This is a genomic window from Pseudolysinimonas kribbensis (assembly GCF_030161895.1).
Classification (GTDB): domain Bacteria; phylum Actinomycetota; class Actinomycetes; order Actinomycetales; family Microbacteriaceae; genus Pseudolysinimonas; species Pseudolysinimonas kribbensis.
The window spans coordinates 1164924-1188551 of the sequence record NZ_BSVB01000001.1; the positions used below are offsets into that span (position 1 = coordinate 1164924).

The window sequence follows — 23628 nt, forward strand, 5'->3', positions numbered from 1 at the left end:
CGCGGTGGGCGCGAGCACGGCGCTCACGGCGCGCGAACTCGTCGAACGCGGCCGTCGTCGTCGCCCCGATCCGCTCCCGACGCCCGCCCGCCGTGCCCCGGCGCCACCCGGAGCGCGCCGCCCCGGCGACGGGTGACACGCCCGCGATTGTGGCATCGTTCCCACAATCGCGGCAGGATGGACGTCGTGTCGGTACCCACGACGACGATGTCGATCCCGATCATCCCGCCCGGTCGCGTCGACGGCCGTCATCCGTTCCGTTCGCTGCTGCGGCTGCTCGCGATGCACCGGCGCCGGTTCGCGATCATCGTCGTCGCCTACGCCATCAAGGACTCGCCGAACTGGGTGCTGCCGGTGCTCACGGCGGCGATCATCGACACCGTCGTGCAGCACGGCGCGTTCCTGCGGCTCTCCGGCCTCTCGGTGCTCGCCGCGCTCGTCCTCCTGCAGAACTACCCGGTCGGCATCTTCTACAACGACCAGTGGAGTCGGGTCTACCGCCGGATCGGCGCCGACCTGCGCAACGCACTCGTCAACCGGCTGCAGAACCTCTCGATCGGATTCCACTCCCGGGCGAGCGCCTCGGTCATCCAGACCAAGGTCGTGCGCGACGTCGAGACGATCGAGCAGATGCTGCAGTCGTCGTTCCCGCCGGTCATGTCGGCGACCTTCGTGCTCATCGGCGCGATCACGATGACGGCCCTGCAGGTGCCCGCCTTCATCCTGGTGTTCGCCGTCACCGTGCCACTCGGCGGTGCGCTCGTCTGGTTCGTGCGCCGGCGGTCGAACCAGCGCAATGAGACCTTCCGGCGCACGGTCGAGCAGTTCTCCTCCCGAGTCGGCGAGATGGCGACGCTCATGCCCATCACCCGCGCGCACGGACTCGAGCGGCACGCGGCCCGCCGGGTCGCGGAGAGCGCCGAGGGGCTCCGTTCCGCCGGCTTCTCCTCGACCAGATCGCCGGCCGCTTCGGGGCGGTGTCGTGGCTCTCGTTCCAGCTGCTCGCCGTGTTCTGCCTGTTCGCGGCCGCGGCCTCCGCCCTCACCGGATTCCTCTCCATCACCCCCGGCCAGGTCGTGCTGCTCAGCAGCTACTTCACCCTGCTGACCCAGGCGGTCGTCTCGCTGCTCAACCTCATGCCGGTGCTGGCGCGGGGCCGCGAGTCGGTGCGGTCGATCTCGGAGGTGCTCGAGGATCCCGACGTCGAGCAGAACAGCGGCAAAGCGACCGTCGAGGCGGTGCAGGGCCGGCTGACGTTCGACCACCTGGGGTATCGCTACCCGTCCGACGGCCGCGCGGCGCTCGACGACATCCACCTCGACATCGCGCCGGGCGAGACGGTGGCGTTCGTCGGGCCGAGCGGCTCCGGCAAGTCGACCCTGCTGAACGCGGTGCTGGGATTCCTGCGACCGACGGCCGGCCGGATGCTGCTCGACGGGGTCGACATGCAGACGCTCGACCTGCGCACCTTCCGCGCGTTCGTCTCGGTCGTGCCGCAGGAACCGGTGCTGTTCGAGGGCACGATCCGCGAGAACGTCGTCTACGGCCTCGGTGATGTCGACGACGAGGCCGTGCTCGCCGCGCTGCGGGATGCCAACGCGCTCGAGATCGTGCAGGCGCTGCCCGAGGGCTGGGACGCCCGCATCGGCGAGCGCGGTGCGCGGCTCTCGGGCGGGCAGCGGCAGCGCTTCGCGATCGCCCGGGCGCTCGTGCGCGACCCGCGTGTGCTGCTGCTCGACGAGGCCACCTCGGCACTCGACTCGGAGTCGGAGTCGCTCGTCAAGGAGGCTCTGGATCGGCTCTTGGCCGGCCGCACGACCCTCATCGTCGCGCACCGGCTCTCGACCGTGCGCAGCGCCGATCGCATCGTCGTGCTCGACCGCGGCCGGGTCGCCGAGATCGGCACGCACGAGGAGCTCGTCGCGGCGGGAGGGATCTATGCGCGGCTCAGCCGGGCGCAGAAGCTGTAGCGGCGTCGCGCGCGACGACCACCACGTCGACGCCCGCGTCGCGCAGCGGCGCGAGCTCGGCCTCGGTCGCGTCGTCGTCGGTCACGAACTGGTCGAGCAGGTCGAGGCGGGCGAAGCGCAGGTGGGCCCGCGCGCGCAGCTTGGACGACTCGGCGACGAGCACCCTGCGGTGCGCGATGCGCGCCAGCACCGGCTTCAGCTCGGCGTCGCGCGATGTCGCGCAGAGCAGGCCGTCGCGGTCGATCGCCACGGCGCTCAGCACCGCGACGTCGACCGACAGGCGCTCGAGCGCCGCGACCGCGAGCGGACCGGTGAAGCTGCGGGTGCCGCGGTCGTAGTCGCCGCCGATGGCGACCAGATCGACGTCGTCACGCGCCGCCGTCGCCGCGACGACCGGCTCGGAGTGCGACACGATCGTCGTTCCGGCCGGCAGCATCCGGGCCAGCGGGGCGATGGTCGTTCCCGCATCGAGCGCGACGGTCGACGACGCCTCGACGTACGCGAGGACCGCCGCCGCGAGCCGGCCCTTGACCGCGCCGCCGCGACGGTCGCGCTCGGCGAACGGCAGCACGCGGCCGGCGGGCGCCGCGGCGCCGCCCGGCACGCGCCGGGCGAGGCCGTCGGCCTCGAGCTGGCGGAGGTCGCGGCGCAGCGTCATCTCCGAGACACCGAGCTCGTCGGCCACCTCGGCGATCGAGAGGTAACCGTCGTTCTGCAACCGCCGCAACAGCTCGTCGCGGCGGGCGGGGGCGTCCGTGTACCGCACGCGCTTATCCCACCAGGCCGCGCGACGAACTGTCAAGAATCGAACACACTTGACCTGTTTGTGGAGAAACGAACAAAATTGAGGACGTGCTCCCCGTGACCCGCGCCCTGGGCGTCGACGTCGGGACGACCAACACCAAGGTCGCCGTCGTCGAGATCGCGGGCTCGGAGGTGCGGGAGCTGCGCGTGCTGCGGCGACCGACCGCCGGCGACGGCGACGGGATCCGAACGGCGGTCCGCGGCCTGGTGCGCGATGCGGTCGAGACGCTCGGCGGCGCTCCCGTCGCGGCGATCGGCATCGCCTCGATGGCCGAGACGGGCGCCCTGCTCGACGCGGACGGGCGATCGATCGGCGCACTGCTGCGCTGGGATGCCGCGCGGCCCGGCGGAACCGTCGAGCCCGGCCTGAGCGAGCGCACCGGCGTGCCGCGCCCCGAGAAGTCGACCCGTGCGCTCGTGGCGGCGGCGCTGCCCGGCCGCCGCGGGGCCGTCTCGTGGGCCGGCGGCGCCGAGCTGGCCGCCCTCGCGCTGATCGGGCGGGCGGTGACCGACCCGACGCTCGCCCTGCGGACGATGCTCGCGACGCTGCCGAGACTCGGGGAGCCGGTGGCGTGGGACGCCGAGCTGCTCGCCGCGACGGGCCTGCCCGGCGAGGCGCTGCCGCGGATCCTGGTCGCGGGCGAGACCGTCGCGCTGGATCACGCCGCTGCACGCTCGCTCGGCCTGCCCGCCGGCATCCCCGTCGCGATCGCGGGCCACGACCATGCGGTGGCGACGTGGGCGGCGGGCATGCGCGAGCCCGGCGAGACGGGCGACTCCATCGGCACGGCGGAGGCCCTCGTGCGCATTGCCGCCGGCGAGATCGACCGCACCGCCGCGATCGCGGAGGGCATGAGCGTCGGACGCACGGTCGACGGCCGGTACGAGACGCTCGTCGGCGGCATCCCGGCGGCATCCCGGCTGCTCGCCGAGCTCGCCGGCCGCGTCGGCGGCGACGAGCCCGCCGACTCGTTCGCCGGTCCGATCATGCTGCCGACGCCGGCGGGCCGGCAGGCGCCGCGACCCGATGGCGCGGCCGTGCTGCGTGCGATCACCCCCGACGGCGCCGACGCCTCGATCCCCACGGACCCGGCGGTGGCCGCGCGCGCCGTGAGCGCCGGACTCGCCCTGCAGGCGCGCTGGATCGCCGCCGCACAGGACCGGGTGCTCGGCTCGCCCGCGACGCGCACCGTCGTGACCGGTGCCGCCCACGCCGTCGCCGGACCGTGGTGGGCGGCGAAGCGCCGGCTCTCCCCGCGCTCCTCGCGCGCACCACGGGGATCGCGGAGCCGGTCGCTGCGGGCGCCGCGCTGCTCGCGGCGGTGCGCGCCGGGCTGGGCGAGTCGGGCATCCGGCTGCCCGTCGACGTCGCCCCGCTCGACCTCGACCCCGGCGCCGACGACCTGCTCGCCGCGTTCGTCGCCGCCTCCCTCGACCACCACCTCACCCCGGAGACCTCATGACCCCCGCCCCCACGGCCGCCCCGACCCTCGAGGCGATCGCCCGCGCCAGCGGCACCTTCGCGATGACCGCGATGGACCAGCGCGAGAGCCTCGTCGCGATGTTCGACGCCGCCGGCCGCGGCCGGCCCGGCCACGATGCGATCGTCGCGTTCAAGCTCGAGGTGGCACGGGTGCTCGGGCCGCTGGCATCCGGGTTCCTCATCGACCGCGACTTCGGCTTCGACCGGGTGCGCGACGAGGCGCTGCTGCCCGCCTCGAGCGGACTCATCCTCGCCGCCGACGCCCTCACCCAGGACGTCGGCGGTCCGGTCGAGGAGACCGAGCTCGACGAGGTCGTGGCCGCGCCCGGATTCGACCTGCACGGCGTCGCCGCGCTCAAGCTGCTCGTGATCTGGCGCCGCGACGAGTGCCGGGTGCACCGGCACGAGGTCGTGGAGCGCTTCGTCGCCCTCTGCCGCGAGCGCGGGGTGCTCTCCGTGCTCGAACCGGTGGTGCGCGCGACCCCCGAGGAGACCGCCGCGGGCACCTGGGATCAGGAGGAGGCGATCCGCGAGGCGGCGCGCGAGCTCTCACCGCTCGGCCAGAGCCTGTACAAGGTGCAGGTGCCGCTCGGCGGCCGCGGCACCGCCGAGGAGCAGCTCGCCGCGAGCCGGCGGCTCGACGAGGCGATCACCGGGCCGTGGGTCGTGCTGTCGCAGGGCGTCACCCCCGGCGACTTCTCCGACGCCGTGCTGGCCGCGTGCCGCGCCGGGGCCAGCGGCTTCCTCGCCGGGCGGGCGCTGTGGAGCGACGTGCTCGGCGCCGACGACGTGCCCGGCGCGCTGCGCGCGATCTCCGCACCGCGGCTCGCGGCGCTCGGCGAGCTCGTCGACCGCGAGGGCCGCCCCTGGGATCAGGCATGAGCTCGCGCGGCGTCGACCTGCTCGCCTACGCCGACCGGCTCGGCGGCGACCTCGCCGGGCTGCGTGCCCTGCTCGACGGGCCGCTGGCCGAGTTCGCCGGGGTGCACATCCTGCCCTTCTTCACGCCCTTCGACGGCGCCGATGCCGGATTCGACCCCGTCGACCACGCGGCCGTCGACCTCCGGCTCGGCGGCTGGGACGACGTGCGCGCCATCGCCGAGCGCCGCGGCGTCACGGCCGACCTCATCGTGAACCACGTGTCGAGCGCGTCCGCGGAGTTCGCCGACTGGCTGCGGCACGGCGCCGACAGCGCCGCCGACGGGATGTTCCTGACCTACGACCGCGTCTTCCCCGACGGCGGCACCGAGGAAGAGATCACCGCGTTCTACCGCCCGCGCCCGGGCCTGCCGTTCACCGCGTACCGCGCCGCCGACGGGCGGCGCCGCCTGGTCTGGACCACCTTCCTGCCGAGCCAGATCGATCTCGACGTCGCGCATCCGGCGGCACGGGCCTACCTGCGCCGGGTGCTCGACGCGCTGCGGGAGGGCGGGGTGACGACGGTGCGCCTGGATGCCGTCGGCTACGCCGTCAAGACGCCCGGCACGGATTCGTTCATGACGCCGGCGACGCTCGAGTTCGTGCGGGAGATCGCGGCGATGGTGCGCGCGGCCGGCATGCGCGTGCTCGTGGAGGTGCACGCCCACTACACGCAGCAGCAGGCGATCGCGCCGCTCGTCGACCTCGTCTACGACTTCGCGCTGCCCGCCCTGCTGCTGCACTCGCTCGGCACCGGAACGGTCGACCGGATCGCCGACTGGCTCGCGATCCGCCCCGACAATGCGGTCACGGTGCTCGACACCCACGACGGCATCGGCGTCGTCGACGCGGGTCCCGGGGCCGGCCGGCCGGGGCTGCTCTCGACCGACGAGATGGCCGCCGTCTTCGCGCGCGCCGCCGAGGCCACGGACGGCCACTCGAGCGTCGCGTCGGTCGTGCCCGAGTGGGCCGCCATGCCGCACCAGATCAACGCGACGTTCCTCAGCGCGCTCGGCGGCGACGGGACCGCGTACCTGCTGTGCCGCGCGGTGCAGCTGTGGGTGCCGGGCGAACCGCAGCTCTACTACGTCGGCCTGCTCGGCGGACTCGACGACGCGGCCCTGTTCGAGCGGACGGGCAACGGGCGCGACGTGAACCGGCACGTGTACCCGGCCGACGAGATCGAGGCGGCACTGCAGACGCCCGTGACGCGCGCCCTCCTCGAGCTGGTGCGGATCCGGACGCGGCACGCCGCCTTCGACGGCGCGTTCGGCTACCGTGTGCGGGGCGACGGGCGGCTCGAGCTGACCCGCACGTCCGGCGGCGCGATGGCGCGGCTCACCGTGGCGACGCGCGAGCCGGCGTTCGAGATCGAGCTGCGCGACGCATCGGGCAGCCGCGTGATCAGCGGGATCGACGACCTGGCGGCGGAGGGGATGACGGCCGGATGACCGACCTCGTGCGCATCGAACGCGACGCCGCCGCGGTGCGCGTCGTCGCGCCCGCCTACACCCTCCGGCTGCGGCCGGGGCGCGCGCAGCTGCGCCTCGCCTCGCCCGACGGCCGCATCTGGTCTGACCTGTCCCTGCTCGCCTCGGTGGACCGCTCCGACGCGGTCGACGAGGCGTGGGAGATCCCGGATGCCGAGCTCGTCGAGACCGCGGACGGCGCGCGCGTGCGGTTCGCCGCGCGCAGCACGGCCTGGGCATCCCGCGTCGTCGAGATCGACTGCCTGCCCGGCGAGCTGCGCCTGCGCGTGCACGTCGAGGGCGACGGCCGCCTCGACGACGTGACGCTGCTCGGCGGCCGCGCCGTGCTGGCGAACGGCGCCGGGGGCGTCTTCCGGTCGAGCATCGAGGCGGGTGCGCTCTTCGTGCCGACGCCGACCGAGCCGGTGCAGGGCATCCGGAGCTCGGTATCCGGGGCGCGCATCGGCGTCGTCGGCGACGCCGAGCGGGGACGCCTGCACGCCGTCTTCTCGCCCGCGCCGCTGTGCCTCGCGCTCGGCCGCGACATCGCGCCGCAGGCGACCGCCCTGCCGGCGGGCGACTGGCTGGCGCTGTCGGTCGTCGCGCCGATCGAGCGGATGGGCTTCACCGCGCTCGGCTACGAGCCGCTCGACGGCGGGTTCCTGCTGCGGCTGTCGTACGAGGGGCGCACGGTCGTGCGCGGCGCCTGGACCAGCCCCGACCTGGTGCTGCGCCCCGCGGGCTCGCCGGTGGCGGCGTTGACCGACTATCGCGACGACGTCGCGGCGCACGGCTTCGCGGGCGACGCGCCGGCCGGTGCCGCCTGGCATCTCGAGCCCCTGTTCTGCGGCTGGGGTGCCCAGTGCGCGTACGCCGTCGATCTCGCGGCACACGGCATCGTGCCCGCCGAGGCGCCGCCGGGGTTCGTGCTGCCCGAGGAGCGGGCGCCGCCCCCGATCTCGCGCGCCAGGACCTGTACGACGGCTGGCTCGCGACGCTGGCCCGGCACGGCATCGACCCCGGCACGGTCGTGATCGACGACCGCTGGCAGGCCGCCTACGGCACGAACGAGCCGGACACGGCGAAGTGGCCCGACCTGCGCGCCTGGATCCGCGCGCAGCACGACGCCGGACGCCGCGTGCTGCTGTGGTTCAAGGCGTGGGATCCCGACGGCCTCGACCCCGAGCTCACGCTGCGCGATCCGTCGGGCCGGCCCGTGGCGACCGACCCCGGCAATCCCGCCTACCTCGCCGAGCTGCGCCGGCAGGTGCACCGGATGCTCGCGCCGGACGGTCTGGACGCCGACGGCTTCAAGGTCGACTTCACGCAGCGCGCGCCGTCGGGCCGGATGCTCGCGGCATCCCCCGGCAGCGGCGCCGACGACGGCGTGTGGGGGCTCGCCGCCCTGCACCGCCTGGTGGGCGCGCTGCACGCCGCCGCGCACGAGGCGAAGCCCGACGCGCTCGTCGTGACGCACACCATGCACCCGTCGTTCGCGCCGGTCACCGACATGATCCGGCTCAACGACGTGCTCGAGCGCGACGTCGCGGGCGCCCTCGTGCCGGTGCAGGATCAGCTGCGCTTCCGGCACGCCGTCGCACACGCCGTGCTGCCCGACCATCCGATCGACACCGACCAGTGGCCGATGCCGGACCGGGCGAGCTGGCTCGCCTACGCCGAGGCGCAGCCGGAGCTCGGCGTGCCCGCTCTGTACTACGTCGACTCGATCGACGGCAGCGGCGAGCGCGTGCAGCCGCGAGACCTCGACCGGATCGCGCGCAGCTGGCGCGCCTACCGCACCGGCCTTCGACGGAGGCGCGCATGACCGCCGTGGAGCTGGTCGCCCCCGGCGTGCATCGGGTGCGCGACAGTTGCGAGGTCTATGTCGTGCAGCGCGACGGCCACGCCATCGCGATCGACTTCGGCACCGGCGCCGTGCTCGACGCCCTGCCGGAACTCGGCATCGAGCGCCTCGACGCCGTGCTCATGACCCACCACCACCGGGACCAGGGGCAGGGGCTGCCGCGGGCGGTCGAGGCCGGCATCCCGATCATCGTGCCGCCGACCGAGCAGGACCTCTTCGGACGGGTCGACGAGATGTGGGCGACCCGCACCCTCGCCAACGACTACAACCTGCGGCAGGACCGGTTCTCGATCCTCGCGCCGGTGCCGGTCGCGGGCACCGCGGCGGTGTACCGCACGGTCGAGTACGGCGGGATCGCCGTGCGCGCGATCCCGACGCCCGGGCACACGATGGGCTCGGTCACCTACCTCGTCGAGCCGCAGGACGACCCGGGCGCCGGCCCGATCGCGTTCAGCGGCGACCTGATCGCCGCGCCGGGCCGCGTGTGGTCGCTCGCCGCGACGCAGTGGTCGTACACCGAGAACGAGGGTCCGGCGATGCTCGTGCTGAGCTCGATGCTGCTCGCCCGCGAGGCGCCGTCGCTCGTGCTGCCCTCGCACGGCGAGCCGATCGCGGACCCGGTGCCGGCGCTCGAGCTGCTGACCGAGCGCGCCCAGGCCTACGTCGACTCGCGCCGCCTGCAGCCGTGGGCCCTGCGCGACTGGCTCGACCACCCGTTCGTGCGCATCACCCAGCACCTGCTCGTCAACCGCGCGGCGAACTCGTGCAGCTACGTGCTGCTCGACGACGCCGGCGGGGCGCTGCTCATCGACTACGGCTACGACGTGTCGACCGGATGGCCGGCCGGCACCGACCGCGCCGCGCGGCTGCCGTGGCTCGCCTCGCTCCCCGCCCTGCGCCGGGACTTCGGTGTGGAGCGCGTCGAGGTCGCGCTCGCGACGCACTACCACGACGATCACGTCGCCGGGCTCAACCTGCTGCGCGAGGTGGAGGGCACCCAGGTCTGGCTGCCGGAGCACGTGGCGCCGATCCTGGCCGACCCGATGCGCACCGACCTGCCGTGCCAGTGGTTCGACCCGATCCCGGCCGATCGGGTGCTCGAGCTCGGCGGCACGGTCGAGTGGTCGGGATACCGGATCACGACCCACGATCTGCCCGGCCACACGCTGTACCAGGCCGCGTTCGAGTTCGAGGTCGACGGCGTGCGGGTGCTCGCGACCGGCGACCAGCAGACCGCGCTCGAGGGCCCGCTGGCGGCCCGCGAGATCCTGAACTACCAGTACCGCAACCGCTTCCGCACGACCGACTACGTCGACAGCGCCGCGCTGTACCGGCGGGTCGCGCCCGGTCTTCTCGTCACCGGCCACTGGCGCGGACGCTGGGTCGACGAGGGCTACCTCGATCAGCTCGCGGCCCAGGGCGCCGAGACCGCGGCGGTGCACGCCGAGCTGCTCGCCGACGAGGCGCCGCCGGCCGACGGCAACCTCGTGCTCCTGGAGCCGTTCCACCGGCAGTGGGTCACGGGCGACACCGTCGAATACGTGGCGATCGTGCACAATGCACGGGACAGCGAGGTGGCGGCCTCGGTGCAGCTCGCGCTCCCCGCGGGCTGGGAGGTGGTATCCCCTCCCGACGCGATGGCGATCCCGCCTCACCGTGAGGCGCGGTTCACGTTCTCGGTGCGGGTGGGCGACCCCGGGCGCCGGCAGCGGCTCGCGGCCGACGTCACCTTCGACGGCCGTCGCCTGGGCCAGCTGGCGGACGCGGTCGCCGACGTCGCTCCCCCTCCGTCTGAGGGCATCATGTTGACCCGTCCCGAATCGAATGGATAGTGTGGGATCGTTTCCACACTCGGGCGCCGCCGCCCGCCACCACCACCAGGAGCCGCTCCGTGTCCTCCGCCGCACCGCCCGTCCTCGGCCTGGACATCGGGGGCACGAAGCTCGCGGTCGCCGTGCTGACCGAGGACGGCACGACGTCCGCGTTCACGGTCGAGCCGACCGACAAGGATCGCGGCCCCGCCGACGTGATCGACCGCCTGTTCGCGATGGGTCATCGCGCGGTCGAGCAGGCCGGCCTCGGCCCGATCGGCGCGGTCGGCATCTCCTGCGGGGTCCGCTCGACGCGAGCACCGGGGTGCTCACCGGCCCGCTGCACCTGCCCGGCTGGGTCGACATCCCGATCGTCCGGATGGCCGAGCAGGCGTTCGGCGTGCCGGCCGCCCTCGAGAACGATGCGACCCTGGGCGCCCTCGCCGAGCACCGCTACGGCGCCGCCGTCGGCGCCCGCACGATGATCTACCTGACCGTCTCGACCGGCATCGGGGGCGGCGCCGTCGTCGAGGGCCGCCTGCACCGCGGGGCCGCGGGCAACGGCGGCGAGTTCGGCCACGTTCTCGTGCGCAGCGGCGGTCGGGTCTGCCTGTGCGGACGGCGCGGCTGCCTCGAGGCCTACGCCTCGGGATCGTCGATCGCCGTACGCGCCGCCGAGGCCGTCGCGGATCGCGGCGCGGGCTCCTCACTCGCCCGGATCGCCGAGCCCCGTGCCGAGGACGTCATCGCCGCCGCACAGGCCGGCGACCGGCTGGCCGGCGAGCTCTGGGCCGAGACCATCGACGTGCTGGCATCGGCGCTCACCGACCTCGTCAATGTCTTCGAGCCCGAGGTCGTCGTGCTCGGCGGCGGCGTCACCCGCTCCGGCGACGCCCTGCTGCTGCCGATCCGGGCCCGGGTCGCGCGCGACGCGATGCCGCCGGCCGCCGCGGCGGCCCGCATCGAGCTCGCCGGCCTCGGCGACGAGGTGTGCGCCGTCGGCGCGGGGGCGATCGCCCTCGACCTGCTCGACGCCCGCAGCAAGGAGACCGCACATGCCTGACACGCCTGCCCCCGCGAGCCGCGACTGGATGGCGGACCAGCTCGCCGACCACATCGCCACCGCCGAGGCGGCCGGCCCGCTGCTGCCGCAGGTGCGCGCGGTCGCCGACCTGCTGTGCGCGTCGTTCGCGAACCGCGGCATCCTGTACACCTTCGGCAACGGCGGCAGCGCCGCCGACGCCCAGCACCTGACCGGCGAGATCATCGGACACTACAAGCGCGACCGACGCCCGCTCGGCGCCGTCACCCTGAGCACCGATCCCACGACCATGACCTGCATCGCCAACGACTACTCCTACGACGACGTGTTCTCGCGCCAGGTGACCGGCCTCGCCCGCGCCGGCGACGTCGTCGCCGCCTTCACCACGAGCGGCCGCTCGGCGAACGTGCTCGGGGACTCCGCGCCGCCCGCGAGGCCGGCGCGACGACCGTGCTGTTCTCGGGCGGCGACGGCGGACCGGCACGCGAGCTCGCCGACCACGCCCTGATCGCCCCCTCGACGACGACCCCGCGCATCCAGGAGCTGCACACGTTCTGGCTGCACGTGATCTCCGAGCGGGTCGACGCGTGGGCGGCCGGCGATGAGGCCTTCGCATGAGCCGCGCCGCGGGCGGGACCACGCCCGACCGTGCCCCGGTCTCCAATGCGCCGGCCGGTCGCCAGCCGCGCGACCTGCCGGCGGCTCCCCGCCCGCATGCGACGCCGCAGCGTGTGCTGCACATGATCGGCAACGCGCACCTCGACCCGGTCTGGCTCTGGCCGTGGCAGGAGGGCTACGCGGAGGCCCGCGCCACGTTCCGCTCGGTGCTCGACCGCATGAACGAGTACCCGGACTTCGTCTTCACCTGCGACCAGATCGTGCTGCTCAGCTGGGTGGAGGAGCAGGACCCGGAGCTGTTCGAGGAGATCCGGGCCCGCGTCGCCGAGGGCCGCTGGGTCAACGCCGGCGGCTGGTGGGTGGAGCCGGATTGCAACATGCCGATGGGCGAGAGCTTCGTGCGGCAGGGGCTGTACGGCCAGCGCTACCTGATCTCGCGGTTCGGCATCCCGTCGACCGTCGGCATGAACGTCGACCCGTTCGGGCACAACGCGATGCTGCCGCAGATCCTGCGGGGCCAGGGCATGGACTCGTACACGTTCCTGCGCCCGGGGCCGCACGAGTCCGACCTGGCGCCGTCGCTGTTCTGGTGGCGGGCTCCGGACGGCAGCCGCGTGCTCGGCTACCGCATCCCCTTCGAGTACGGCAGCCCGCCCGGCTCGGTCGACGGGCAGACCGAGAAGGCGCTGCAGGCCCTCGACCGCCGGGTCGGCGACATGATGGTCTACTACGGCGTCGGCAATCACGGCGGCGGGCCGACCAGGGCCAACATCGAGTCGATCCATCGCTACGACCGGATGGGCTCGTTCGGAAGGATGACGATGTCCTCTCCCCGCAGGTACTTCGACGAGGTGCTCGCCCGCGGCGAGGCCTTCCTCGCCGAGCTGCCGGAGCGCGCCGACGACCTGCAGCACCACGCCCCGGGCTGCTACTCGGCGCACTCGGGCATCAAGGCCTGGCAGCGCCGGGCGCAGCACGCGGTGCTCACGGCCGAGCGCTGGGCGGCGATCACGGCGGTGACCGACGGGATCGCCTACCCGCGGGACGACCTCGAGCACGCCTGGAAGCAGATCCTGTTCAACCAGTTCCACGACGTGCTGCCGGGATCGGCGATCGAGTCGGCCTACGACGACGCGCGCGACCAGCTCGGCGAGGCGGTCGCGATCGCCAAGCGCATCACCGTGCTGGCGCACAACGTGATCGGCCGGCAGGTCGACGTGGCGTTCGTCGAGGGCACCCAGCCCGTGCTGGTGTTCAACCCGCACCCGTGGCCGGTGTCGACCGACGTGCCCATGAACTACGGCCCGCTCAAATGGGGCGCGCACGTCGTCGACGCCGACGACCGACCGGTCGCCAACCAGCGCACCCAGTCGGTCTCGACGACGGATGACGGCGCCCGCGGCGCGCTCGTCTTCCGCGCCGACGTGCCCGCCCTCGGGTACCGGCTCTACCGGCTGCGTCCCGGCGACGCGCCGACGGCGGTCGATGCGGCGGCTCCGGATGGCGGCCTCACCGTGAGCGAGACGGTGCTCGAGAACGCGCACGTGCGCATCGAGCTCGACCCCGCATCCGGCTCCATCCGCTCGTACCGCGACAAGGCCACCGGGCTCGACCTCATGACCGACGACGGCACGCACACCCAGGTGTGCGAGGACCCGACCGACACCTGGGGTCACCGCGTCGTCTCCTACGCCTGGCCGGGAGCGCCGATGGAGCTGCGGCGCATCATCGTGCGCGAGACCGGGCCGCTGCGCGCGCGCGTGCGCGTCGAGCGCCGCTGGCACGACTCGACGCTCGTCGAGGAGCTGGTGCTGTATGCGGATTCCCCGGTGCTGCGCGTCGACGTCACGCTCGACTGGCGCGAGCAGGCGCACCTGCTGAAGCTGCGCTTCCCGACCCGGCTCGACGACGCCCAGGCGCACTACGAGATCCCGTTCGGCGAGATCGAGCGACCGGTCGACGGCGCCGAGGAGCCCGCGCAGTCGTGGGTCGACCTGACCGGAACGATCGACGGCGCCCCCGCGGGCCTGACCGTGATCACGACGAACAAGCACGCCTATGACGTCTCCCCTGCTTCCCCCGCCTCCGGGCCCGGCTCCGAGACCGCGGGGCCGAGCATCGGCGTCACCGCGGTGCGCAGCCCCGTCTACTCCTGGCACGACCCGCGCCTGCTCGACCCGGAGGGCGTGTACACGTTCCAGGATCAGGGCGTGCAGCGCTTCAGCTACGAGCTCGTGCCGCACGCGGGCGACCGCCGCGCCGGGGAGCCGACCCGGCGGGCGGCACTGCTCGGGCAGCCCGTGCGCGCCATGCAGGAGTCGTCGCACCCGGGCACGCTGCCGGCCGAGCACTCGTTCGCGAGCGACGGAGCGGGCGCGGTCATGGTGACGGCGGTGAAGGGATCCGAGGATCCGGCGGCCGACGGTGGCACGGACGTCATCGTGCGAGCGGTGGAGACCCGCGGGACGACGGCGCTGTCGCACATCGAGCTGCCGTTCCTCGGCCGGGCGATTCAGGAGGAGTTCGGGCCGTACCGGCTGCGCACCTTCCGCGTGCCGCGCGACCCCGCGGCCCCGATCGTCGAGGTCGACCTCGTGGAGCGCCCCCTGGCCGAGTGAGCGCGTCGAGGAGCGCCCCCGGGGCGCGTATCGAGACCTCACGCCCGATGCACCGGGTCTCGATGCGCCGACGGCGGCTACTCGACCCGCTCGGCGCCGAGAGTGACCGCACGCGCCTGCAGCGGCAGCGCGAGATCCTCGCCGAACGCCCGCACGGCATCCCGCAGCCCACCGGGCGCGATCGGCCGGAAGCGGTAGCGCAGCGTTCCGTGGAACTCCTGCCGTGCCGCGAAGTTCGTGAAGTGCAGGTTGTTCATGACCCAGCTGTTGATGTGCCCCGCCGGCGCATCGAGGCGCCGGGCCCACCGACCCGTCTGGAAGCCGCCGAGCTGCACGAGCGGCGCATCGACCGAGCCCCAGAGCACCGCCGCGCCCCCGCCCCGCACGCCGACGGCGTGCTGGAGGAAGTACCAGTCCCGGCTCGTGTCGGGCAGCTGCTCGGTGTCCGCCGCGAACACGGCCCCCGCGGTCTCGACGAGGAACTCGGGGCCCGCGATCGCCCACGGGAACGCGACGAAGATGCTCTCCGGCTCGAGCCGCGCGGGCTTGTCGATGCGCACCGCCAGGTCGATGAGCGGACTGTCGCGATGCAGCGTCACGGTGTGCTCGGCCTCGAGCACACCCCGATCCGCGACGACCAGCGCAGCCGGGCCAGGTCGCCGGTCTCCACGATCTCCGCGTCGCCCGCGGTGCCGTGCACGCGCTCGAACCGCGGCCCCGGGTGAGCGGGGTGGAAGTCGCGTGGATCACGGAACATCGGATGCGCGCGTTCGGCATCCGGCACCACCTCGATCACGATCGCGCCGAGCCCGTGCGGCGCGGCGGCGTCGACGAGCTCGCGTCCGTCGGCGCGGTCGACGAGCGACGCGATCCCGCCGCGCACCGGATCCACCTCGACCCGGTACCGCCCGGTCTCCAGCAGCAGGCCGGGCGACGCGGCGGGTTCCGGCGCCGGGATCGGCAGCACCCGGACGCTCGATGCGGGCACGTCCGCGACGAGGGTCACGCGTCGGCGGCCGTCGACCTCCGCCTCGACGGGCTCCCGCCGATCGTGCGCGGTCGCGTTGACGACCAGGATCGCGTCGTGCGCCGGCAGGATGCCCTCCCCGGTGCCGATCGGCACGCCGTCGCCGGATGCCGCCACGCGGTGCATCGCCTCGATCGCGAGATCGCGCGCGAGGTCGTAGGCGCCGAACGCGAACGCGTCCTTGGCATTGCGATGGGAGAGCGTGAACGTCGAGAACGGCGCCCGGTAGGTCTCCCACGAGCCCCAGGTGTGCTCGCCGTAGAGGAGCAGCTGCTCGTCGACGCGCGCCGAGTCGGTCGCCAGCTCGGCGGCGTCGCGCACCCGCACCGGACCGCGCCGGTAGCCGAGCACCGTCGCCCGGCGGTCGGGGTGCTCGCCGCGGGAGGCCGCGAGCTCGAACGATGCCGCCGCCGCCCGGGCGAAGCGCCGCGCCTCGCGGTAGACCGCGACCTCGCGGGCCGTCGAGCCATGCCCGTGCGCCCACCAGTCGGCCCACTCGCCGCGCAGCACCGGCAGGTCCGCCGGCGCCTCCGAGAGGAGCGCGTCGAGCGCCTGATCGATCGTGGCCGTCGCCATCGGAAGCTCCGGATGCCGGGCGTTCCAGTGCCGCACGACGTCGAGGAACGCGATCCCGGGCCAGCGGTTGTCGTTGGCCGCATGCACCACCGCGGTGCCGAACGGGTAGTCGTCGCGCCCGGTGAGCCGGTCGACGAAGCCCCGGATGGCCGCCTCCGACCGCGCGAGGTCGCCGTCGACCACGCCCCACTCCTCGCCCACTCCGTAGTGGGTCGAGAGGAACACGGTCAGCAGCCGGCCCGACGGCGTCTCCCAGCGGAACAGGCTCGGCTGCTCGAGCGGTGCGCGTCCGTGGTCGGGGTTGAGCGCCATGACGAGGCGGTCGATGCCGGCGTCGAGCATCTGGTCGGCGGCGCCCCACGCGATCCCGTTGACGTCGCCGTGCTGCTCGGTGCGCACCGGGATGCCGACCCGCCGGAACGCGTCGAGCGCGCGGTAGGCGGCGGCGAACTCCGCGCCGTCCGGCAGCTGCGTCATGTTGAGGTAGCCCCCGGTCACCGCGACGTCGCCCGCGGCGACCCGCGCCCGGAGGCGCTCGACGTCGGGATCGCTCGCGGCGGCGAGGAAGTTCAGCACCGGCCGGGCGACCTCGAAGGTCCAGCGGAACCGGTCCGGGGCATCCGGTCCGGCGCCCGGGTGCGCGTCGGCGAGATCCAGGACCTCGCCGACGATCCGGGCGTGCGCGCCGTCGATGAGGCGGGGGCTGTTGGTGTAGCCGACGTCGTGGTGCGTGTGGCCCACGAGCAGGATGCGGGAGAGAGCGCTCATGCGAACAGCGAGCGGGCCGAGCGACGCCACCGGCGCCGCCCAGCCCGCTCACGGGTCCTACTTGTTGTTCTTCACCTGGTCGTAGGCGACCATCGCGGCCTTCTGCGCATCGGCGAGCGCCTGCTTCGGCGTCTTGTTGCCCAGCAGCACGCTCTGCACCGCGTTGTTCACCTCGGTCTGGATCTGCTGACCGGCCGGCGACGCCCCGAAGGAGTGGCCGTTGCCCACGATGTCGTAGTAGGTCGAGATCGCCTTGGCGAAGCCGGGGTTGTCCGGCGCCGGCGTGAACTCCTCGTGGAGCTTCTTGTCGGCGACGGGCGAGCCCGTGAACAGGCCGGTGTTGATCGCGCCCGGCTTCTTGGCGAGCGTGGCCTTGCGCGCCTCGCCGGCGGCCTGCCATCCGGCCATGCTCGTCAGGTCGAGCGCCCACGCGCACGCGGCGTCCTTGTTCTTGGCGTTGGCCGGGATCACGAAGGCGGTGCCGCTGGATGCCGTGAACGGCTTGCCGTCGGGGCCCTTGAACGGCACGGCGCCGATGTCGACCTTGTCGACGTAGGGCGTCAGCACGTTGACGTACCACTGGGCGTTGACCTGCGCGCCGACCTGGTCCTTCACGAACTGGTTGTTGTCGCCGAAGGTGTCGAAGGTGTCGCTGAAGCTCTTCACCTTGGCGTAGCCGCCCTGGGCGTCGGTGATCTGCTTGAGCACCTCGAGGCCCTTCTCGTTGCGCGGGTCGTCGAGGGTGGGCTTGCCGTTGCCGTCGGCCAGCTGTCCGCCCTCACCGAGCACCCACAGCAGCGCCTGGCCGCCCGCGACCGGGTCGAAGCCCAGCCGGGTCGGCTTGCCGCCCGACTCGGTGTACATCTTCTTGATCGCGGCGAGCAGCTTGTCGGGGTTCGAGGTGTCGATGTCGGCGTCGGTGACTCCCGCCGCCTTCATGACCCGCTCGTTCGTGATGATGGCCGGCGGCTGGTAGAACTGCGGCACCGCGTAGATCGCGCCCTTGTACGTGACGTAGTCCATGACCGACTTGTAGTAGTACGACGTCGGGTTCACGTTGTGTGCCGAGAAGCACTTGTCCAGCGGCTGGATGAGCCCTGCGCGGCGTACGTGGCGACGAAGTTCTGGTCCATCTGCACGACGTCGGGCACGTTGCCGCCCGCGACGCGGGTGGTGAACTTCTGGGCGTCGAAGGCGGTCTCGTCGATCTTGATGGTGACGCCCTTGAGCTGCTTCTTGGCGTAGTCGAGCCGCGACTGACCGACGTCGTCGGGGTTGTTGAAGCCCCACGCGTTGAGCGTGCCGCTGGGCTTGGTGCTGAACGAGCCCTTGTCACCGCCGGAGCCGGAGCCTCCGCCCGAGCAGCCGACCAGCAGCGTCGCCGACGTGGCGAGCGCCGCGGCGACCAGAACCGCCTGCCTCTTCTTCATCGAATGTCCCTTTCAGGTGGATGAGTGCGGCAGGACGGGACCGACCGCACTGTCGGGGGATCCGGATGTGGAATCCTTCCCACATCGGAAGGTAGCGGAGGTCAGCCCGCCGCACAAGCGTTTGACGGGCCTCCAACCGAGTGCCCAGCCGCGCGCACGCCCGCGGCGGCGGCGCGGGCGCGCGCGCGGGTCCGGCATCGATATGGAATCGATACCAGCACGCGCGCCCCGCGATGCCGCCGGAGCCCGTCAGCCCTTACGGCCCTGGGTCGCGACGCCCTCGATGAAGTACCGCTGACCGAACGCGAACAGCGCGAGCATCGGCAGCGTCACGAGCAGACTCGCCACCATCACGTACTGGTAATCGCCGTGGCCGCCGTTGGTGGGCGAGAACTTCGTCATGGCGTAGGCGATGCCGAGCGGAACCGTGAACTGGTCGGGCGTCCCGCCGTTCAGGTAGATGAGGCTCGCCTGCAGGTTGTTCCAGGCCGCCTGGAACTCGAACAGGAACACGATGACGAACGACGGCACCGCCAGCGGCATCGCGATCCGCCAGAACATCCGCCAGTAGCTCGCTCCGTCGAGCCGCGCCGCCTCGAAGAGCTCACGCGGCAGCCCGAGGAAGAACTGGCGCTGCAGGAAGATGTAGAACGCCGATCCGAAGAGGTTCATGCCGAACAGCGGCACCCACGTGCCGACCAGCCCAAGACCCTTCCAGATCAGGTACTGCGGCACCATCGTGACGGCGCCCGGCAGCATCATCGTGGCGAGCACGAGCCCGAACAGCAGGGTGCGCCCCGGGAACTTGAAGTACGCGAAGCCGAACGCCACGACCGAGCTCGACACCGCCACGAGCGTGGCAGCGATGAGCGCGATCAGGATGCTGTTGACCGCCCAGTTGATGAGCGGCAGCTGATTCCAGACCTCGACGTAGTTCTGCGGCACCCACGTCTTCGGGATGAGCGCGTTGTCGAAGACCTCGCCGCGCGGCTTGAAGCTCGCGGCGAGCAGCCAGACGAACGGATAGAGGAACAGGCACATGAAGCCGAGCAGGACGATCCAGAGGATCACCTTGCCGATCACCGTGCGCGGCCGGTACCACCGACTCGGCCGCAGGGTGCTGGATCGACGGGTGCCGCCCTCGAGGGCGGTGACGGCCGGAACGCGGGTCGTGGTGACGGACATCAGTTCTCGCTCTCGTAGTAGACCAGCCGGTTGCTCACCTTCACCTGGATCAGGCTGATGATCATGATGATCACGAAGAGCAGCCAGGCCATGGCGGCGGCGAATCCGAAGTTGAACTGCTGGAACGCCTGCTGGAACAGGTAGACGCCGTAGAACAGCGACGAGTCGGGCGAGTAGTTCGTCTGATCGCGCCAGAACAGCAGATAGGCCTGGTCGAAGACCTGCAATGCGGCGATCGTCAGGACGATGACGTTGAAGAACACCGCCGGCGAGATCATCGGCAGGGTGATGTTGAAGAACTGCCGGACCGGACCGGCTCCGTCGATCGAGGAGACCTCGTAGAGATCCTGCGGCACGTTCTTCAGCGCGGCCAGGAAGATGACCATGGTGCCGCTGACGCCCCAGAGCGTCATGATCACGATCGAGGGCTTCACCCAGTTCGGGTCGATGAGCCACTGCGGGCCCTCGATGCCGATGAGCGCGAGCGCCTTGTTGATGGCGCCCGTGTTGCCATTGAGCAGCAGCAGGAAGACCGAGGCCGTCGCCACCGCCGGCGTCATCTTGGGAAGGTAGTAGATCGTGCGGAAGATGCCCGCGCCGCGACCGACCCGGTTGAGCAGCATGGCCAGGAACAGGGCGAAGACGATCTCGGCCGGCACCGCCATGACGGCGTAGAACAGCGTGTTCGACAGCGAGGTCGCGACCTTGGGGTCGTTCAGCAGCTGCGTGTAGTTGTCGAAGCCGGCCGGATTGGCGACGCCGGTCGCGAGGTTGTAGTGCGTGAACGAGATCACGAGGCTGTAGATCATCGCCCCGAGGGTGAACACGAGGAACCCGACGATCCAGGGCGAGATGAAGAGGTAGCCCGCGATCGCCTCGCGCCGGTCGTACTTGCGGTGCCGGTAGCGACGCGGCTCGGCATCCGGGTCCGCGGTCGGCGCGGAGGTGGTATCCGCGGTGGTGGCGCTCATGGCGCACCCCCTCACATCGGTGTGTGGCTCGAAGTGTGGCAACGTTGCCACATGGCGGGAGCCTAAGCGGCCGACCGGCGGGGACGCAAGACGCTTGCGCTCCCGGGCGGTTTGCGGCAAGCGCCTGCATCCCGGCGCTAGGGTGAGCGAGGCCCGCCCCGAGCGGGCGCCGGAGTGACTCGAGGAGACGAGATGTCGTCGACCGTCGGCGATCAGCCGCCGCGCCGCGCGACGCTCCGTGACGTCGCACAGCTCGCCGGGGTGTCGCAGTCGACGACCTCCCGCGCGCTGAGCGGTGAGGGCTATGCGGGCGCCGACGTGCGCGAGCGGGTGCTCGCCGCAGCCGAGACGCTGGGCTACGTTCCGCACGCCATGGCCCGCAGCCTGCGCAAGCAGGACAGCCAGACGATCGGCGTGCTGGTCTCCGACCTGCAGAACCCGTTCTACGCCGACCTGGCCGCGGGGATCGCCGACGCGGCGCGGCGGGCCGGCTACACCATGATGCTCACCGACGACCAGGGCTCGGCGGAGGCGGAGATGCACGCCGCGCAGGCCTTCGTCGCGACGCGGGTCGCGGGCGTCATCCTCACGGCGCTCTCCGGAGACGTCGTCGAGTACCTGCTGCGCCAGCACGTTGCGGTCGTGGAGGCGGATCGGCAGTTCGCGGCGGGACGCTGCGACGCGGTCGTCATCGACAACGCGGGAGCCGCGCGGCGCATGACGGAGCATCTGCTCGAGCTCGGGCACCGCCGCATCGCGCTCTTCGTCGACGAGACCGCCTGGACCACCGGCAACGCGCGGTCCGAGGGATTCCGCGAGGCCCTCACCCACGGCGGCGTCGCCTGGGACGACGCGTTCGTCGTGCAGGCCGGGTGGGATGCTGCGCTGGCACGGACGGCGGCGATCGACGTGCTCGCGCGCCGCGACCATCCGACCGCGATCTTCGCCGTGAACAACCTGCTCGCGGAGGGCGTCTGGCGCGCCGCGAGCGACCTCGGGCTGCGGATCCCGGAGGACCTGAGCCTGGTGTCGTTCGACGACTCGCGCTGGATGAGCATGGTCACTCCCGGCATCACGGCGGTCGCGCAGGATGCCGTTGCGGTGGGCCGTGCGGCGGTGGGCCGGCTGCTCGAGCGGCTCGGCGACCGGGGCTGCCGCCGCAGACCGAGGTGGTCGACGCCCAGGTGATGGCACGAGGCTCGATGGCGGCGCCGCGCCGCAGCTGAGCTAGGCTGCCGCACGATGGCTGGCAACGATCCCACATCGGCGTCGGACGGCCCCCTCGGGGTCGCGATCCTCGGCTTCTGGCATGTGCACGCCGACGGGTACGCCCAGGAGGCGGCCGAACACCCCGGCACTCGCCTGGTCGCGGCCTGGGACCCCGACCCGGAGCGCGGGCGGGAGGGCGCCGCCCGCCTCGGCGTGCCCTACGAGCCCGAGCTCGCCGCGGTGCTCGCGCGCGACGACGTCGACGGCGTGAGCGTGACGACGGCGACGAGCGAGCATCCGGAGGTCATCGCAGCGGCCCTGGACGCCGGCGTCCACGTCTTCACCGAGAAGCTCCTCGCCGGAACCGAGCAGGAGGCCGCGGACCTTCTCAAGCGTGCCGCTGCACAGGGGGCGGCGCTCGTGGTGTCGCTCCCCGGCTCGCCGAGCCGACCACGCTCGCCGCCGCGCGGCTCCTCGACGAGGGCGCGCTGGGGCGCCTGACCTACGCCCGGTTCCGGATGGCGCACGACGGCTGGATCGGCGGCTGGCTCCCCGAGCGGTTCGGCGATCCGGCGACCGCGATCGGCGGCGCGCTCGCCGACCTCGGCTGCCACCCGGTCTATCTCGTGCAGCGGTTCCTCGGCGCCGAGCCCGAGCGCGTCGACGCCAGCTACGCCCGCGTGACCGGGCGCGGGGTGGAGGACAACGCGGTCGTGACGATGCGCTACCCGGACGGCGCGATCGGCGTCGCCGAGGCGAGCTTCGTGACGACCCCCGGCGCGGCGACGTTCGAGCTGCGCGGCACCGAGGAAGTCTCCTCTCGGGGTTCGGCAGCGAGGTGCTCCTCGGCAAGGGTCCGCGGCTGGGTGGCGACGCGTGGACGGCGGTGGCGCTGCCCGAGCCGGGCGAGGCGCCGTTCGCTCTGTGGGTGCGCGCGATGCGCGGCGCCGCGGCCGCCGAGGTCGAGGCCAATCAGCGCGCCGCGCTCGAGCTCACCCGCGTGGTCGTCCGCGCCAACACCGCCGCCCTCTGACCGGAATCGCCCCGAAGGGAACCCCATGACCCCGACCGCCCCCGTCCGCATCGGCCTCATCGGAGCGGGCGGCATCGCCGGCGCGCACGTCGCCGGCTACCTGCGCAATCCGGACTCCGTGGTGTTCGCCGCGGTGGCCGACCCGGTGCGCGAGAACGCGGAGCGACGCCGTGGCGACACCGAAGCGGAGATCTACGCCGACTACCGCGAGATGCTCGCCCGCGCGCCGATCGACGCCGTCGACATCTGCCTGCCCCACCACCTGCACCGCGACGCCATCGTGGCCGCCGCCGAGGCGGGCAAGCACGTGCTCTGCGAGAAGCCGCTGTGCCTGACCCCGAGGAGGCCGGCGACATCGCGGCGGCCGTGCAGGCCAACGGCGTCACCGTCATGTGCGCGCACAATCAGCTCTTCCTTCCCGCGGTCGCCGAGGCGCGGCGCCTGCTCGACGAGGGGCTGTTCGGCACCGTGTACGAGGTGCGCACGACCGACAGCTTCGTCAACGAGTTCACGCCCGAGAGCATGGGATGGCGCGCACACGCCGCGACGAGCGGCGGCGGCGAGCTCATCGACACCGGTTACCACCCGACGTACCTGCTGCTGCACCTGGCCGGCGGTTCGCCCGTCGACGTGGCGGCCGTGCTGAGCCGGCACCGGCTCGACTTCATGGAGGGCGAGGACTCGGCGCAGCTCCTCGTGCGCTTCGACAACGGCGTCGTCGGCAGCCTCGCGACGAGCTGGGCCTACCAGCCCAGCGGCAACACGGAGAAGTTCTCGGTCGTCGCCGAGAAGGGCTCGCTGTGGAGCGACGGCACCGTGCTCGAGTACCGGC

General features: G+C 72.8%; 23 protein-coding genes and 4 pseudogenes. 19 read left to right on the forward strand and 8 right to left on the reverse strand.

The features are described 5' to 3' along the window. The first annotated feature begins 186 nt into the window (after positions 1-186). Positions 187-1107 (forward strand): ABC transporter transmembrane domain-containing protein, encoded by a 921-nt coding sequence (locus tag QQK35_RS19680; RefSeq protein WP_348534899.1) that lies wholly within the window; start codon positions 187-189, stop codon positions 1105-1107. A gap of 29 nt (positions 1108-1136) precedes the next feature. Continuing rightward, positions 1137-1970: an ABC transporter ATP-binding protein gene (locus tag QQK35_RS19685; RefSeq protein ID WP_348534998.1), complete on the forward strand. Its 834-nt coding sequence runs from the start codon at positions 1137-1139 to the stop codon at positions 1968-1970. Here the strand turns inward: QQK35_RS19685 and QQK35_RS06435 are convergent. Further along, positions 1948-2736 (reverse strand): DeoR/GlpR family DNA-binding transcription regulator, encoded by a 789-nt coding sequence (locus QQK35_RS06435; RefSeq protein ID WP_284253424.1) that lies wholly within the window; start codon positions 2734-2736, stop codon positions 1948-1950. The genes QQK35_RS19685 and QQK35_RS06435 overlap by 23 nt on opposite strands. Positions 2737-3308: 572 nt before the next feature. On the opposite strand from QQK35_RS06435, the pseudogene QQK35_RS20305 reads away from it, so the two are divergent. Beyond that, positions 3309-3449: pseudogene (locus QQK35_RS20305) on the forward strand (hypothetical protein); the annotation flags it as partial. On the opposite strand, the gene QQK35_RS06445 reads toward QQK35_RS20305, so the two are convergent. Then, positions 3434-3763, reverse strand: coding sequence for a hypothetical protein (locus QQK35_RS06445; protein ID WP_284253426.1), 330 nt, complete (start codon positions 3761-3763; stop codon positions 3434-3436). The pseudogene QQK35_RS20305 and the gene QQK35_RS06445 overlap by 16 nt on opposite strands. Before the next feature lie 237 nt (positions 3764-4000). On the opposite strand from QQK35_RS06445, the gene QQK35_RS06450 reads away from it, so the two are divergent. The 10 genes from QQK35_RS06450 (at position 4001) to QQK35_RS06495 (ending at position 14597) form a co-directional block, all read left to right on the forward strand. Next, positions 4001-4237 carry a hypothetical protein gene (locus tag QQK35_RS06450; protein ID WP_284253427.1) on the forward strand — a complete coding sequence of 79 codons (237 nt, stop codon included), beginning with the start codon at positions 4001-4003 and terminating at the stop codon, positions 4235-4237. Then, entirely contained in the window at positions 4234-5139 is a 906-nt protein-coding gene (locus QQK35_RS06455; RefSeq protein WP_284253428.1) for a hypothetical protein, read from the forward strand. The genes QQK35_RS06450 and QQK35_RS06455 overlap by 4 nt, the downstream gene beginning before the upstream one ends. After that, positions 5136-6626 (forward strand): sucrose phosphorylase, encoded by a 1491-nt coding sequence (gene gtfA / locus QQK35_RS06460; RefSeq protein ID WP_284253429.1) that lies wholly within the window; start codon positions 5136-5138, stop codon positions 6624-6626. The genes QQK35_RS06455 and gtfA overlap by 4 nt, the downstream gene beginning before the upstream one ends. Next, positions 6623-7678, forward strand: a complete 1056-nt coding sequence (locus QQK35_RS06465) for a hypothetical protein (protein ID WP_284253430.1) — start codon at positions 6623-6625, stop codon at positions 7676-7678. The genes gtfA and QQK35_RS06465 overlap by 4 nt, the downstream gene beginning before the upstream one ends. After that, positions 7675-8469 carry an alpha-amylase family protein gene (locus QQK35_RS06470; RefSeq protein WP_284253431.1) on the forward strand — a complete coding sequence of 265 codons (795 nt, stop codon included), beginning with the start codon at positions 7675-7677 and terminating at the stop codon, positions 8467-8469. The genes QQK35_RS06465 and QQK35_RS06470 overlap by 4 nt, the downstream gene beginning before the upstream one ends. Continuing rightward, the gene (locus QQK35_RS06475; RefSeq protein ID WP_284253432.1) at positions 8466-10340 is read left to right on the forward strand and encodes an MBL fold metallo-hydrolase; all 1875 of its coding nucleotides are present in this window, start codon (positions 8466-8468) and stop codon (positions 10338-10340) included. The genes QQK35_RS06470 and QQK35_RS06475 overlap by 4 nt, the downstream gene beginning before the upstream one ends. A 304-nt stretch (positions 10341-10644) precedes the next feature. Beyond that, entirely contained in the window at positions 10645-11382 is a 738-nt protein-coding gene (locus tag QQK35_RS06480) for an ROK family protein (RefSeq protein WP_284253433.1), read from the forward strand. After that, entirely contained in the window at positions 11375-11869 is a 495-nt protein-coding gene (locus QQK35_RS06485) for a D-sedoheptulose-7-phosphate isomerase (RefSeq protein ID WP_284253434.1), read from the forward strand. The genes QQK35_RS06480 and QQK35_RS06485 overlap by 8 nt, the downstream gene beginning before the upstream one ends. Then, the gene (locus tag QQK35_RS06490) at positions 11812-11979 is read left to right on the forward strand and encodes a phosphoheptose isomerase family protein (protein ID WP_284253435.1); all 168 of its coding nucleotides are present in this window, start codon (positions 11812-11814) and stop codon (positions 11977-11979) included. Before QQK35_RS06485 ends, QQK35_RS06490 begins: the two co-directional genes overlap by 58 nt. Further along, complete coding sequence (locus tag QQK35_RS06495; RefSeq protein WP_284253436.1) at positions 11976-14597, forward strand: alpha-mannosidase; 2622 nt, start codon at positions 11976-11978, stop codon at positions 14595-14597. Before QQK35_RS06490 ends, QQK35_RS06495 begins: the two co-directional genes overlap by 4 nt. 77 nt (positions 14598-14674) lie before the next feature. On the opposite strand, the gene QQK35_RS06500 is transcribed toward QQK35_RS06495, so the two are convergent. The 6 genes from QQK35_RS06500 to QQK35_RS06525 form a co-directional block, all read right to left on the reverse strand. Continuing rightward, on the reverse strand, positions 14675-15217 hold the full coding sequence (locus QQK35_RS06500; protein WP_284253437.1) for a hypothetical protein: 543 nt from the start codon (positions 15215-15217) through the stop codon (positions 14675-14677). Beyond that, positions 15193-16968 carry a glycoside hydrolase family 38 N-terminal domain-containing protein gene (locus tag QQK35_RS06505; protein ID WP_284253438.1) on the reverse strand — a complete coding sequence of 592 codons (1776 nt, stop codon included), beginning with the start codon at positions 16966-16968 and terminating at the stop codon, positions 15193-15195. The genes QQK35_RS06500 and QQK35_RS06505 overlap by 25 nt, the downstream gene beginning before the upstream one ends. A gap of 57 nt (positions 16969-17025) precedes the next feature. Further along, the gene (locus tag QQK35_RS06510; RefSeq protein ID WP_284253439.1) at positions 17026-18024 is read right to left on the reverse strand and encodes a type 2 periplasmic-binding domain-containing protein; all 999 of its coding nucleotides are present in this window, start codon (positions 18022-18024) and stop codon (positions 17026-17028) included. Continuing rightward, positions 18021-18398 carry a hypothetical protein gene (locus QQK35_RS06515; protein ID WP_284253440.1) on the reverse strand — a complete coding sequence of 126 codons (378 nt, stop codon included), beginning with the start codon at positions 18396-18398 and terminating at the stop codon, positions 18021-18023. Before QQK35_RS06515 ends, QQK35_RS06510 begins: the two co-directional genes overlap by 4 nt. 249 nt (positions 18399-18647) lie before the next feature. Further along, the gene (locus QQK35_RS06520; protein WP_284253441.1) at positions 18648-19583 is read right to left on the reverse strand and encodes a carbohydrate ABC transporter permease; all 936 of its coding nucleotides are present in this window, start codon (positions 19581-19583) and stop codon (positions 18648-18650) included. Beyond that, complete coding sequence (locus QQK35_RS06525) at positions 19583-20554, reverse strand: carbohydrate ABC transporter permease (protein ID WP_284253442.1); 972 nt, start codon at positions 20552-20554, stop codon at positions 19583-19585. The genes QQK35_RS06520 and QQK35_RS06525 overlap by 1 nt, the downstream gene beginning before the upstream one ends. A gap of 192 nt (positions 20555-20746) precedes the next feature. Between QQK35_RS06525 and QQK35_RS06530 the strand changes: the two genes are divergently transcribed. The 6 genes and pseudogenes from QQK35_RS06530 to QQK35_RS06555 all read left to right on the forward strand — a co-directional run. Then, on the forward strand, positions 20747-21742 hold the full coding sequence (locus QQK35_RS06530; RefSeq protein ID WP_284253443.1) for a LacI family DNA-binding transcriptional regulator: 996 nt from the start codon (positions 20747-20749) through the stop codon (positions 21740-21742). 54 nt (positions 21743-21796) lie between these two features. Next, a complete protein-coding gene (locus QQK35_RS06535) occupies positions 21797-22264 on the forward strand; it encodes a Gfo/Idh/MocA family protein (protein WP_284253444.1) in 468 nt (155 codons plus the stop codon). Further along, a pseudogene (locus tag QQK35_RS06540) lies at positions 22261-22512 on the forward strand (Gfo/Idh/MocA family protein); the annotation flags it as partial. The gene QQK35_RS06535 and the pseudogene QQK35_RS06540, both read left to right, overlap by 4 nt. A gap of 89 nt (positions 22513-22601) precedes the next feature. Beyond that, complete coding sequence (locus tag QQK35_RS06545) at positions 22602-22796, forward strand: hypothetical protein (RefSeq protein WP_284255781.1); 195 nt, start codon at positions 22602-22604, stop codon at positions 22794-22796. 25 nt (positions 22797-22821) lie between these two features. Beyond that, positions 22822-23079: pseudogene (locus QQK35_RS06550) on the forward strand (Gfo/Idh/MocA family oxidoreductase); the annotation flags it as partial. A 107-nt stretch (positions 23080-23186) separates the two neighbouring features. Next, positions 23187-23567, forward strand: a pseudogene (locus tag QQK35_RS06555) (Gfo/Idh/MocA family protein); the annotation flags it as partial. Between the last annotated feature and the right edge of the window lie 61 nt (positions 23568-23628).